Annotated in this window: 10 protein-coding genes and 2 tRNA genes; 9 read left to right on the top strand and 3 right to left on the bottom strand. The window is 66.7% G+C overall.

The annotated features are described in order from the left end of the window. Positions 1-77: 77 nt before the first annotated feature. The gene (gene choX / locus BMX29_RS13735; RefSeq protein ID WP_043843597.1) at positions 78-1,004 is read right to left on the bottom strand and encodes a choline ABC transporter substrate-binding protein; all 927 of its coding nucleotides are present in this window, start codon (positions 1,002-1,004) and stop codon (positions 78-80) included. Positions 1,005-1,265: 261 nt separating this feature from the next. Here choX and BMX29_RS13730 point away from each other — a divergent pair, with 261 nt between their 5' ends. The 4 genes from BMX29_RS13730 (at position 1,266) to BMX29_RS19765 (ending at position 5,893) form a co-directional block, all read left to right on the top strand. Continuing rightward, the gene (locus tag BMX29_RS13730) at positions 1,266-2,573 is read left to right on the top strand and encodes a P-loop NTPase family protein (RefSeq protein WP_092813757.1); all 1,308 of its coding nucleotides are present in this window, start codon (positions 1,266-1,268) and stop codon (positions 2,571-2,573) included. A gap of 77 nt (positions 2,574-2,650) precedes the next feature. After that, positions 2,651-2,727 (top strand) — tRNA-Met (locus tag BMX29_RS13725). A gap of 246 nt (positions 2,728-2,973) precedes the next feature. Further along, positions 2,974-3,720: a helix-turn-helix transcriptional regulator gene (locus tag BMX29_RS13720; RefSeq protein ID WP_092813754.1), complete on the top strand. Its 747-nt coding sequence runs from the start codon at positions 2,974-2,976 to the stop codon at positions 3,718-3,720. 178 nt (positions 3,721-3,898) lie between these two features. Continuing rightward, a complete protein-coding gene (locus tag BMX29_RS19765; RefSeq protein ID WP_092813752.1) occupies positions 3,899-5,893 on the top strand; it encodes a calcium-binding protein in 1,995 nt (664 codons plus the stop codon). 353 nt (positions 5,894-6,246) lie between these two features. Here the strand turns inward: BMX29_RS19765 and BMX29_RS13710 are convergent. Continuing rightward, positions 6,247-6,332 (bottom strand) — tRNA-Leu (locus BMX29_RS13710). Between the two features lie 127 nt (positions 6,333-6,459). Between BMX29_RS13710 and BMX29_RS13705 the strand changes: the two genes are divergently transcribed. The 4 genes from BMX29_RS13705 (at position 6,460) to BMX29_RS13690 (ending at position 8,985) form a co-directional block, all read left to right on the top strand. After that, positions 6,460-7,038, top strand: coding sequence for a YqaA family protein (locus tag BMX29_RS13705; RefSeq protein WP_043843601.1), 579 nt, complete (start codon positions 6,460-6,462; stop codon positions 7,036-7,038). Between the two features lie 28 nt (positions 7,039-7,066). Continuing rightward, positions 7,067-7,540 carry a disulfide bond formation protein B gene (locus tag BMX29_RS13700; RefSeq protein WP_092813750.1) on the top strand — a complete coding sequence of 158 codons (474 nt, stop codon included), beginning with the start codon at positions 7,067-7,069 and terminating at the stop codon, positions 7,538-7,540. A 75-nt stretch (positions 7,541-7,615) separates the two neighbouring features. Then, the gene (gene rocF / locus BMX29_RS13695) at positions 7,616-8,539 is read left to right on the top strand and encodes an arginase (RefSeq protein WP_092813748.1); all 924 of its coding nucleotides are present in this window, start codon (positions 7,616-7,618) and stop codon (positions 8,537-8,539) included. Beyond that, the gene (locus BMX29_RS13690) at positions 8,536-8,985 is read left to right on the top strand and encodes a PPC domain-containing DNA-binding protein (protein WP_092813745.1); all 450 of its coding nucleotides are present in this window, start codon (positions 8,536-8,538) and stop codon (positions 8,983-8,985) included. Before rocF ends, BMX29_RS13690 begins: the two co-directional genes overlap by 4 nt. A 124-nt stretch (positions 8,986-9,109) precedes the next feature. On the opposite strand, the gene BMX29_RS13685 is transcribed toward BMX29_RS13690, so the two are convergent. After that, positions 9,110-9,541: a DUF1489 family protein gene (locus BMX29_RS13685; RefSeq protein WP_043843607.1), complete on the bottom strand. Its 432-nt coding sequence runs from the start codon at positions 9,539-9,541 to the stop codon at positions 9,110-9,112. 105 nt (positions 9,542-9,646) lie between these two features. Between BMX29_RS13685 and BMX29_RS13680 the strand changes: the two genes are divergently transcribed. After that, positions 9,647-11,932 carry an adenosylcobalamin-dependent ribonucleoside-diphosphate reductase gene (locus BMX29_RS13680; protein WP_092813742.1) on the top strand — a complete coding sequence of 762 codons (2,286 nt, stop codon included), beginning with the start codon at positions 9,647-9,649 and terminating at the stop codon, positions 11,930-11,932. Positions 11,933-12,121: the final 189 nt, after the last annotated feature.

Raw genomic sequence — 12,121 nt, 5'->3', positions numbered from 1 at the left:
AAGCCGGAACGTGACCCTAGGGCAACGTCCCGCGCGTGTCGGCCCGGCGCAAGGACGCGCCGGGCCGGGTCTGCCGCTTATTGAAGCGCGCCCATGACCGCTTCGACCGCGTCGCCGCCGTCACGGGTGGTCACGCCGTCGAGCCAGCCCTCGACCATGTCGGTGTTCTCGGACAGCCACGCCGCCGCGGCTTCCTCGGGGTCGGTGCCGTCGTTCAGGATCGCGCCCATGATCTCGTTTTCCATCTCGAGCGTGAACGACAGGTTCTCGAGCAGCGCCTGCACGTTCGGGCAATCCTCGGCGAAGTCCGCGCGGGTGTTCGTGTGCACCGTCGCGCCGCCGAGGTTCGGGCCGAAGTAGTCGTCGCCGCCCTCGAGATAGGTGAGGTCGTAGTTGGCGTTCATCGGATGGGGCTCCCACCCGAGGAACACGATCGGCTCGTCGCGCTCGGAAGCGCGGCCGACCTGCGCCAGCATCCCCTGTTCGGAGCTTTCGCGGATGTCGAACTCGCCAAGGCCGAACGCCTCATCCTCGATCATCGACAGGATCAGGCGGTTGCCGTCATTGCCCGGCTCGATGCCGTAGATCGTCTCGTCGAGCGCATCGGCGTGCTCGGCGATGGCATCGAACGAGGTTATGCCAAGCTCCGCGCCGGCGGCGTTGGTCGCGAGCGTGTACTTCGCGCCCTCGAGGTTGGTGCGCACCGACACCACGCTGCCGTCCTCGCGGTAGGGGGCGATGTCGTTCTCCATCGTCGGCATCCAGTTGCCGAGGAAGACGTCGATGTCGCCATCGGCCATCGAGGTGTACGTGACCGGCACCGACAGCACTTTGACCTCGGTCTCGTAGCCGAGGGCCTCGAGCACGGTGGTCGTGGCGGCGGTGGTCGCCGTGATGTCGGTCCAGCCGACGTCGGCAAAGGTCACCTGTTCGCAGGCGTCCTGCGCGAATGCGGGCGCGGTCAGGGCGAGAAGCGCCGCGGAGGCGGTGAGCGTGGTCTTCATGTCGGTCTCCCGTGTTGGTGACTTTCGAAGCGATGGGCGCATGATGGCGAAATTGACTGATGAATCAACCAAGTCGCCGGACGCCTTTGTGTCACGTGAGGGAAGTAGAGCGTTTTCAATCGGATGGTAGCGGTTTTTCCGGCCGGGACCGGCTCGGCCGGGCCCCTCATGGGCGATGAAATTTCGCGATCGGGCCGCGAGCCTGCCACATTGCCGCGCTTCTCTGTGCGCGATGAGCAGACCCGCAGAAGGACACCGCGCATGAACATGCAGACCAACGTGACCAGCCCGCCGCCGCCGAAACGGCTGGAGGAGATGCAGCTGTCCACGGTGCTGATGCGCGACATCGTTCTCAAGACGCTGTTCCGCAAGAACGTCAACACGGTGCGCGAGCTGTCGGAGGCCGTCTGCCTGCCGGTGCCGATCACGCAGGAACTGGTGGACCTGGCCCGTTCTCAGCTGCTGCTCGAGGCCATGGGCACCATGAGCGCGTCGCAGGCCGGGGGCGAGATGGGCTACCAGCTGACCGACTCGGGGCGCGCGCGCGCCGCCGACGCGCTGGCGCAATCGGAATATTATGGCGCAATGCCGGTGCCACTGCCGGTCTACCGCGAGCAGGTGGCCCGCCAGTCGATCCGGAATCTGCAGATCACGCGCGACCAGCTGACCGAGGCAATGGGTCACCTGATCCTGCCGCCGACGCTCCTGCGCAATCTCGGCCCTGCCGTGGGCTCGGGCCGGTCGATCCTGATGTACGGCCCGCCGGGCAACGGTAAATCCTCGATCTCGAACGGCATCCGCGACGCCATGGGCGACAAGATCTACGTCCCCCGCGCGCTGGAATACGCCGGTCAGGTCATCACCATGTACGACCCCATCGTGCACTCTGCCGCCGAGGGGCAGGAAGAGGACCGCACCCAGCTGCGTCGCCGGATCACCTACGATACGCGCTATGTCCTCTGCCAGCGCCCGACGGTCATCACCGGGGGCGAGCTGTCGCTGGACATGCTCGACCTTGTCTACAACCCGACCGCACGGACCTACCAGGCGCCGCTGCAGCTCAAGTCCACCGGCGGCATCTTCATCGTCGACGACCTTGGCCGCCAGGCCGAGCCGCCGCAGAAGCTGGTGAACCGCTGGATCGTGCCGCTGGAGGAATCCAAGGACATCCTCGCCCTGCAATCGGGCGAGAAGTTCGAGGTGCCCTTCGACACGCTGGTGATCTTCTCAACGAACTTTCACCCGAACGAGATCTTCGACCAGGCGGCGCTGCGCCGGATCTTCTTCAAGATCAAGATCGACGGTCCCGACCAGGAGAACTTCCTCAAGATCTTCGCGCTCGTCGCGCGCAAGAAGAAGATGCAGCTCTGCGAGAAGAGCCTGGTCCACCTGCTGAAGTCCAAGTATCCGCAGATCGACAACGTCTACGCCAACTACCAGCCGGTCTTTCTGATCGACCAGATGATCGCCGTCTGTGACTTCGAAGGGCTGCCCTACAAGATGACACCCGAGCTGGTGGACAGGGCCTGGGCCAACATGTTCGTCAAGGACGAGGCCATCGTGAAGTGACGCGCCGGAAGGCTGGCGGCCCGGGATTTTTCCGCTTGACGGTCCGGGCAGCCTGCCATAGTCAGCGCCTCGCTCTTGGCGGAGTAGCTCAGTTGGTTAGAGCAGAGGAATCATAATCCTTGTGTCGGGGGTTCAAGTCCCTCCTCCGCTACCATCTCCCCCTGCATTGACGACCATCCCGGCGCCCTCGACCAGGGCCGGGCGCGTATTGTCCTGGCGTAGACGTATCGCGGTGTCGTGACGCGTTCGTCATCGACCGCCGGGGCATCGCGAGGCAATTCGGATTTATCCTGAAAACCGCATGCGCGCACTTTTCAATTCGCGTATGAATTCGTTGAAAATAATCATGGACATTTTCCCGGTAATCGACTGATTTGCGGCGCGGTGGAGGCCCTGTGTCATGTCGCGATTGACGAATTTGATAATTGATACCGCGGATGTGCTTTCTCAGGCGGCCACATCCGAACAGAGATGGTGGGCGATCAATCGTGTGGCGCGCAAGATCGGTGCCAACGCGGTGAACGCCGGGGCTTTCCAATGCGATACCAAAGAGATCGCCTGGGTCCGGAGTTCGATGGATCCGCGCTGGCTCGAGGAATACGAGGCCGACGCCTTCGGTACTGCCGACCCGCTTCTCGACGGTGTTCTGTCCTGCGTGCCCGAGCAGCGTTTCGACTTCCGGCAATTGGGACGCACGTTGGGCAAGAGCTCAAAAACGGGCCATATGTCGAATGCGGTATTGGCATACGAATATAACTACATGATCTCCAATACCTGGGCAGACGGTGGATCGGGCAAATGCGTGGCCGTGGCATTCGAGCACGACCCGGATTGCCTGTTCGGCCCCGGCAGTGCCCGCGCATTCGCGACCATATCCGCCATGATGGCGGTCGCGCTTCTGCCGCCCGGAGACGATCTGCACGAGGGGTGGGCCTGGGGCACCGGCTGGCAGAGCCTCGTCGCGCGCGAAAGGGACGTGCTGTCCTTCGTCTACCGGGGCCTGCCGGAATACATGATCGCCGAGACCATGAGGATCACCGAGTTCGAGGTCTGGTCGCTGATCCATTCGGCCTCGCGCAAGATGCGGGCGCGTACCCGCAGCCAGGCGGTGGCGCTTGCGATCTCGCGCGGGCAGGTCGAACCCTGAGCCACCAGGCGTCCGGTCGCATCGGCACGGGCCTCGCCAATCGCGCCGCTTTCCGCCGAGGCGCGCAATCAGGAATTGATCGGCCTCACTCATGCCCTAAAAATGAGCATACCTTGTATCGGGTCCCGTGCGCGGCTTGGCGTGCGGGTTTTCGGTCCGGCAATGAACAGGAAGTCGCATGAGCCACGCTTACAGCTTCACCTTCGACGAAACGAACGTCATCACCGACGTCTACGAGGTTCTCGAGGACGGCACGCTGGTCGAGTACGACATCGACGCGGACGAAACCTACACGCTGGTCGACGGCTACGTCGTCGAGACCGACGAGGACGATGACGGCGAGGCCGAGTGGAAGGTCTACGCCCGGGCCGATGACGAGGGCATCTGGCGCGAGGTCGCCGAGGGCGATGGGCCGTTCGACCCTGCCGTGCTCGAGACGCTCGGAGACGGGGCCGTTGTGGACGACGAAGGCGAAGATGACGAAGACGACGACATCTACGTCTTCGAGTTCGACGCGGACGGCATGGTGACCGCCAAATTCGAAGTCGAGGACGGTGGAGCGCTCGAGGCCGAGGACATCGACGACGAGTCCTACCAGGTGATCGACGGCTACCTTGTCGAAACCGAGGGCGGGGACGACCCCGAGTGGGCGGTCTACGCGCCTCTCGGGGACAGCGGCCGGTGGCGCAAGGTTGCCGACGGGGACGGCGCGTTCGACGCCGCCGTGCTCGACACGCTGGACGATGGCGAAGACGATGACGGGTTCGAGGTGGAGGTCGAGGACGACGCGTACGTTTTCGAGTTCGACGCCGAGACCGGCGCCGTCACCGGCAAGTTCGAAGTCGAGGATGACGGCGAACTCGAAGCCGAGGACATCGACGACGAGACCTACCAGCTGATCGACGGATACCTCGTCGAGACCGAAACCGACGAGGACGAGTTCAAGGTCTACGCGCAGGACCCCGACACCGGCTACTGGTACCAGGTTGCCGAAGGTGAAGGAGAATTCGACGCCGCGCTGCTCGACCAGCTCGACGGCATCGAACTTCCGCCGGTCTCCGGCGACGACGGTGTGCGCGACGACCTCGACGCTTACCGCTTCGAACTGGACGACGACGGCAACGTGATCGCCTGGTACGAAGTCGAGGACGATGGAAGCCTGTCCGAGGAAGACCTCGACGACACCAGCTTCTCGGTGGTGAACGGGCTGATCGTCGACACGGCCTCCGACGGGCCGATGCCGCAGTACCGCGTCTACGTCCCCAGCGAGGACGGATCGGTCTACTACCTGATGGCGGAAGGCTATGGCCGTTTCGTGCCGGCCCATCACCAGGACCTGCCCGCGAACGTGCCGGATCATGCCTACGAGAACTACCTCGAGGCGCGCGGCATCACCTATCACTGGGGCGACGAGGACGACAACACGCTCGAGGGCGGTGAAGGCGACGACCACATCGGCGCGGGCGGCGGCAACGATGTCGCCTCCGGCGGTGGCGGCAATGACCTGATGGGCGGCGGCACCGGCAACGACACCATGTCCGGCGGTGCCGGAAACGACGTGATCGGCGCAGGTGTCGGCGACGACGAAGCCGACGGCGGCGAGGGCGACGACATCGTCAACGGCGGGGCCGGCAACGATGCGCTCTCGGGTTCCTTCGGCAACGACACGATGGGTGCCTCCTACGGTGACGATCGGGTCGACGGCGGCCAGGGACACGACGACATGGGCGGCGGCACCGGCTCCGACCTCATCACCGCTGGCGGTGGGCGCGACCGCGTCGGCGGCGGGGCCGGTAACGACACCATCGACGGCGGCCTCGGCGACGACTTCGTGGCCGGTGGCGGTCGCGACGACGTGCTGATGGGCGGGTCGGGCGACGACACGCTCAATGGCGGCGTCGGCGACGACACCCTGACCGGCGGTGACGGTGACGACGTGTTCGTGTTCCGGTCGCTGCACGACGGCGAGGCCGACACCATCACCGACTTCGAGGACGGCAGCGACGTGCTGTATCTCCGGGGCCTCGACGGCGCCGGGGCGCAGGCGAAGTTCGACACACTGTCGATCGTCGACACCGAGGCCGGCGCGGTCATCGAGGCCGACGGCCACACCATCACGCTCGAGGGCGTCGAAGCGGCCGATCTCGGCCTCGACGACTTCATCCTCGCCTGAGGACGTGGTCGCAGGAGGGTCCGCTACTTCGGTGCCGGACGCTTTTACCGGTCAAAGAACGGAGGCCCGGGCCGCGCGCCCGGGCCTTTCTTTCTTGTCGGGGCTCGTGAGTGGCCGACGTCGCGGACAGTCTCGCAGCGAGTCGCATGATCTTCCGGGATCGTCCGCGCGAAAACGCGAGACGGACGACGGCAAACGCCATGGCAACGCTGCCACGAGGTCGCCGACAGACCGGCACGCCGTCCTTCCGGGACGGCACGCCCGGCACGTTGTCGGGAGGCCTTGCGCGCGTGGCGGGCGCTGCCACCGCGCCCACAGGGCGGATTGCTGCTCAGCTCTGTCGGGGAAGGCCATGGTACCCGAGGTCGGACTCGAACCGACAAGGTGTTGCCACCGGGGGATTTTGAATCCCCTGCGTCTACCATTCCGCCACTCGGGCACGCGGGCCTCGTCCTAGCCGCCACGGTGGGCCACGTCCAGACCCTTCGCACGGCCGCGGCGCTTGACCGGGCGGCGGGGGCATGGTCAACCGGCGCCGCGCACGCCGCCGGACCCGGATCCCCATCATGCTCAGACGCCTCTACGACCGCACCCTGTCCTACGCGGAGCATCCGCAGGCGCTCTGGGTGCTGGCTTTCGTGTCCTTCATCGAAAGCTCCTTCTTTCCGATCCCCCCGGACGTGCTGATGATCCCGATGGTGTTGGCGCGACCGCGACGCGCCTGGCTGATCGCGCTGGTGGCGACGCTGGCCTCGGTCGCGGGCGGCGTCGCGGGATATGCCATCGGCGCGCTCGCCTACGAGCAGCTGGGCCAGCCGATCCTCGCCGCCTTGGGCAAGGGTGACGCGATGGAGGTCTTCGCCACGCGTTTCAACGAGTACGGTATCTGGGCGGTCCTGATCGCCGGCGTCACGCCGTTCCCGTTCAAGGTCATCACCATCATGTCGGGCTGGTCGGCATTCCCGCTGATCCCGTTTGTCCTGAGCGCGCTGGTCGCGCGGGCGCTGCGTTTCTTCATCGTCGCGGGCCTTCTGCGCGTCTTCGGCCCGCCGATACGCGATTTCATCGAGCGTCGCCTCGGGCTGGTGTTCACGCTCTTTTGCGTGGCGCTCGTGGGCGGCTTCATGGTCCTGCGAGTGCTGTAAGGCCCCTCACGTCCAAGGAATTCTGCCCATGTCCCGCACCCTGCTGATCGCCCTTGCCGCCGGAGGCTCCGCGGCGCTGTTGCTGGCCGCGTTCGGCTTTCAGTACCTGGGCGATCTGCCTCCGTGTAAACTGTGTATCTGGCAGCGTTGGCCGCATGGCGTGGCGGTTGTCGCGGGCGGCGTGGCGCTGGCGCTGGGCGCGGCGTGGGCGATCCTTCTGGGGGCGCTCGCGGCGCTGACCACGGCGGGCGTCGGTCTCTACCACACCGGGGTCGAGCGCGGCTGGTGGGAAGGCCCCACGAGCTGCACCTCGAGCGGTGTCGAGGGGCTGTCGACGGACCAGCTCATGGACCAGATCATGTCGGCGCCGCTGGTGCGTTGCGACGACGTGGCCTGGCAGATGGCGGGCCTGTCGATGGCCAGCTGGAACGCCATCGCCTCGCTGGTGCTGGCCGGCCTGTGGATCGCCGCGTGGCAGGCCGGGCGCAGCCGGCCAAGCTGAGGCCCGCCGCAGCACTGGACCCCTCCGCCCGTGCGTCCTATCCCGGTGGGACACCGACCCGGAACGGAGAGCCCGATGACATCCCAGACCGTCCTTCTGATCGGCGCACCGGTCGACTGCGGCAAAGCCCGCAACGGCTGCCTGATGGGGCCCGACGCCTACCGTACGGCGCGGCTGGGCGGGGCGCTGACGGATCTCGGCCATACCGTTCGCGACCTCGGCAACGTCTGGCCGGACACCACCGACGTGGCGGAGGACGCGCATCTCGTGGCCTTGCCCGAGACCGTGGGCTGGACCCGCGCGCTGTCGCGCGCCGCGGAAGAGGCGCTGGGGCAGGGGACGGCGATCTTCATGGGCGGCGATCATGCACTGTCGCTCGGCACCGTCCACGGCGCGGCGGCGCATGCGGCCGAGGTCGGCAAGCCGCTGTTCGTGCTGTGGCTCGACGCCCACTCGGATTTTCACACCTGCGAGACGACCGAAAGCGGCAATCTTCACGGCACGCCTCTGGCCTATGTCACCGGGCGCTCTGGCTTCCCCGAGTTTCCCGAAGTTCCGCACCCGGTCCCCGAAGAGCGCGTCTGCATTGTCGGCCTGCGGTCGGTCGACGGACCCGAGCGCGCGGCGCTCGAGGCCACGTCGATCCGTCGCCATGACATGCGCGATATCGACGAGGGCGGCATCGCCGCGTCGCTGCGGGCCTTCCTCGAGGAGGTCACGGCGGTGGGGGGGCTACTGCACGTGTCGCTCGACGTGGACTTCCTCGACCCCGCGGTGGCGCCAGCGGTCGGCACCACGGTGCCGGGCGGGGCAACGGTGCGCGAGGCGCATCTCGCCATGGAGATGATCCACGACGCGGGCTGCCTCGCCTCGCTCGATCTGGTCGAACTGAACCCGATGCTGGACGAGCGTGGGCGCACGGCGCAGCTGATGGTCGACCTTGCGGCCTCGGCGCTGGGGCGCACGGTGTTCGACCGGCCCACGCCGCGCGGACTGTGAGCGGGGCGCCCTCGCTTCGCGTCGACTGGCCGGGCGCGGCGACACGGTTCCTCGCTCTGCGGCTGCTGCCGGGCGAGGATCTGCGCGCTGCGTTGGAGGCGGCGTTCGCGGACGCGCCCGAGACGGCTGGCTTCGTCGCCGCGGCGGTGGGATCGCTCGACCGTGCCGAACTGCGCCCGGCCGGGCGCGACGATCGCCTGATGGTGACGGGGCCGCTGGAGATCGTCGGCCTGTCGGGCACGCTGTCGCTCGATGGCCCGCATCTTCATGTCGCGGTGTCCGATGCCGGGGGCGCGGTGCGCGGGGGCCATCTGCTGCACGGCTCCCCGGTCCGTACGACTGCCGAGATCGTGCTCGGCCTGACGGATGCGTTGCAGTTCACCCGGCCACACGACCCGCGCACCGGATATGCTGAACTGGCGGCAGAGCCGGGACGGGACCCCTAGGGGCCCGCGCAGCCGCGTCCCGGCCGGGGACGGCTCACGGGCTTTCCAATGCGGCATCGCTGAGAGTTCCGGAATGGCGCATGTTCATCTTGCCGCGGTCTCAGCTGACTGCTTCGGAAATTGCTCAGATCACCCCGATCTCGGCGAGTGCGCCCGCCAGTTCCGGCGGCAGCGCGTCGTCGGCCTCGCGCCCCGGACGGAGGTCGGCGGGGGCTTCGGAGGGATCGAGGTAGCGCCAGCCCTGGAACGGGCGGCGCGGGGCAGGGGACACGCGCACCAGCGTCGGGTCGAGCACGATGGCGCAGCGCCGGATACCGTCGCCGCCCGTGACCTCGTCGAGCCGCACGATCTGCTGGCGGCACTGGATCAGGCCCTTGATGACCCAGTAGATCGAGCCCTTGCCGGCGATCTCGGATTCGCGCTTGGGCCACATGCGTGTGACGTGACGCGGATAGCCGTCCGGGCCACGTGCCGCGGCCGAGGCTTGCCAGCGCGTCAGGCTGTCGACGCTGTCCGTGCCCGCGCTGAGCTTTACGAGATGACAGATCTTGTCCATCGAATCCTTCCCATCCACGGCCCATATTGTAGGCTTTGACGTCCTGACTTCAAACTGTTGTAGAGGCGCGCTAGATTGCATGGTCTTACATCGGGGGAATCAGCCATGACCCGCTTCGCCGCACCCATCGCCGAACAAATCTGGGACATGAAGTACCGGCTGAAAGAGGCCGACGGCACGCCTGTCGACCGCTCGGTCGAGGACACCTGGCGCCGCATCGCCCGCGCGCTTGCAGAAAGCGAGGCCGATCCCGACGCCTGGGAAGACCGCTTCTATGCCGCGCTCGAGGATTTTCGCTTCCTGCCCGCTGGCCGCATCGTCGCGGGCGCGGGCACAGCCCGGTCTGTCACGCTCTTCAACTGCTTCGTCATGGGCACCATCCCCGACACGATGGCGGGCATCTTCGACATGCTGAAGGAAGCCGCTCTGACCATGCAGCAGGGCGGCGGCATCGGTTATGACTTCTCGACCATCCGGCCCAAGGGTGCGGCTGTGGCGGGCGTGGCGGCCGACGCGTCGGGCCCCCTGTCGTTCATGGATGTCTGGGACGCTATGTGCCGAACGATCATGTCCGCGGGCTCGCGCCGGGGCGCGATGATGGCGACCATGCGTTGCGACCATCCCGACATCGAGGCGTTCATCTCGGCCAAGTCCGACAGCGCGCGGCTGCGCATGTTCAACCTCTCGGTGCTGGTGACCGACGCATTCATGGAAGCGGTGAAGGCGGACGCGTCGTGGGAGCTGGTCTTCGACGGCAAGGTCTACCACACGCTGCCGGCGCGGGACCTCTGGAACCGCATCATGCGGGCGACCTACGACTACGCCGAGCCGGGCGTGATCTTCATCGACCGCATCAACGCCGCCAACAACCTCAGCTACTGCGAGACCATCGCCGCGACCAATCCGTGCGGCGAGCAACCGCTGCCGCCCTACGGCGCGTGCCTGCTGGGGTCGATCAACCTCGCGCGGCTGGTGGTGGACCCGTTCTCCGAGGACGCGCGTGTCGATGACGCGGCCCTCGAGGAACTGGTTCGCACGGCGGTGCGGATGATGGACAACGTGGTCGACGCCTCGCGTTTCCCGCTCGAGGCGCAAGCGCGCGAGGCAGAGGCCAAGCGCCGCATCGGCCTTGGCGTGACCGGTCTCGCCGACGCTCTGGCGATGGCCGGATTGCGCTACGGCACCGAGGAGGCCGCCGCCCGCACCGAGGACTGGCTGCGCCGCATCGCCCGGGCGGCCTACCTCGCGAGCACCGAGCTGGCGAAGGAGAAGGGCGCTTTCCCGCTCTTCGACGCCGATGCCTACCTCGCCAGCGGCACCATGCAGGCGATGGACGAAGACGTGCGCGCGGCGGTGCGCGAACACGGCATCCGCAACGCGCTTCTGACCTCGATCGCGCCCACGGGCACGATCTCGCTGTTCGCGGGTAACGTCTCGTCGGGGATCGAGCCGGTCTTTGCCAATGCCTATACCCGCAAGGTCCTTCAGAAGGACGGCACCCGCACCGAAGAAGAGGTGGTCGACTACGCCGTCGCCACGTGGCGCGCGCTCCATGGCGACGCGCCGCTGCCGGACCACTTCGTGAACGCCCAGACGCTGGCGCCCGAGGATCACGTCCGGATGCAGGCCGCGGCGCAGAAATGGGTCGACTCGTCGATCTCGAAGACCATCAACTGCCCCGAGGACATCAGCTTCGAGCGGTTCAAGGACGTCTACCTCCAGGCCTACGAGACCGGCTGCAAGGGCTGCACCACCTACCGCCCGAACGAGGTCACCGGCTCGGTCCTGAGCGTGTCGGAGAGTTCCGAGGGTACGAAAGAGGACAAGGCGGTGCTGGTGCACGAGGCCGACGACGGCGCCGAGGTCGTCTACATGTCCGAGCCGCTCGACCGGCCGCAGACCCTCGAGGGCAACACCTACAAGCTCAAATGGCCCGACAGCGAGCACGCGATCTACCTGACGATCAACGACATCGTCGTCGGCGGCCGGCGGCGGCCCTTCGAGGTGTTCATAAACTCCAAGAACATGGAGCATTTCGCCTGGACGGTGGCGCTGACGCGGATGATCTCGGCGGTGTTCCGGCGCGGCGGCGACGTGAGCTTCGTGGTCGAGGAGCTCAAGGCGGTGTTCGACCCGCGGGGGGGCGCCTGGGTGAAGGGCAAGTACATCCCCTCGATCCTCGCAGCGATCGGCGGCGTGATCGAGCAGCACCTCGTCGCGACCGGTTTCCTCGACGCCGAGGGCGCGGGCCTCAAATCCGACCCCACCGCGTCGGTCGTCGGCCTCGACAGCCCGCGCCCGAAGGCCTGCCCGTCCTGCGGCCAGTTCGAGATGCGCATGGTCGAGGGCTGCATGACCTGCATGAGCTGCGGCCACTCGAAATGCGGGTGATGCGATAGGGGACGGTCTACAGCCAGAAAAACCAAAAGAGTGCGCAAACGACGCCAAAAGACTGCGCAAGCTCTGTCAAGCCGTTTTGTCAGAGTGTGGACAGGCGTGGAAAAGTAACCCCGTAGCGGGGTGATCGGCTTCCAAACGGGACCCCCCTGATGCGGTGGTCCAACGTGTTCCCGAGAACAG

Origin of the sequence: Roseivivax marinus (assembly GCF_900109705.1) — a bacterium.
GTDB classification, from domain to species: Bacteria; Pseudomonadota; Alphaproteobacteria; order Rhodobacterales; family Rhodobacteraceae; genus Roseivivax; species Roseivivax marinus.
The sequence above is the reverse complement of the archived record's forward strand: the minus strand, read 5'-3'. Positions and strand labels throughout refer to the sequence as shown.

What these genes read in the sequence shown, in the direction of transcription:
- choX (WP_043843597.1), bottom strand. Translation starts at nt 1,004, where the DNA reads ATGAAGACCACGCTCACCGCCTCCGCGGCGCTTCTCGCCCTGACCGCG.
- BMX29_RS13730 (WP_092813757.1), top strand. Translation starts at nt 1,266, where the DNA reads ATGAACATGCAGACCAACGTGACCAGCCCGCCGCCGCCGAAACGGCTG.
- BMX29_RS13720 (WP_092813754.1), top strand. Translation starts at nt 2,974, where the DNA reads ATGTCGCGATTGACGAATTTGATAATTGATACCGCGGATGTGCTTTCT.
- BMX29_RS19765 (WP_092813752.1), top strand. Translation starts at nt 3,899, where the DNA reads ATGAGCCACGCTTACAGCTTCACCTTCGACGAAACGAACGTCATCACC.
- BMX29_RS13705 (WP_043843601.1), top strand. Translation starts at nt 6,460, where the DNA reads ATGCTCAGACGCCTCTACGACCGCACCCTGTCCTACGCGGAGCATCCG.
- BMX29_RS13700 (WP_092813750.1), top strand. Translation starts at nt 7,067, where the DNA reads ATGTCCCGCACCCTGCTGATCGCCCTTGCCGCCGGAGGCTCCGCGGCG.
- rocF (WP_092813748.1), top strand. Translation starts at nt 7,616, where the DNA reads ATGACATCCCAGACCGTCCTTCTGATCGGCGCACCGGTCGACTGCGGC.
- BMX29_RS13685 (WP_043843607.1), bottom strand. Translation starts at nt 9,541, where the DNA reads ATGGACAAGATCTGTCATCTCGTAAAGCTCAGCGCGGGCACGGACAGC.
- BMX29_RS13680 (WP_092813742.1), top strand. Translation starts at nt 9,647, where the DNA reads ATGACCCGCTTCGCCGCACCCATCGCCGAACAAATCTGGGACATGAAG.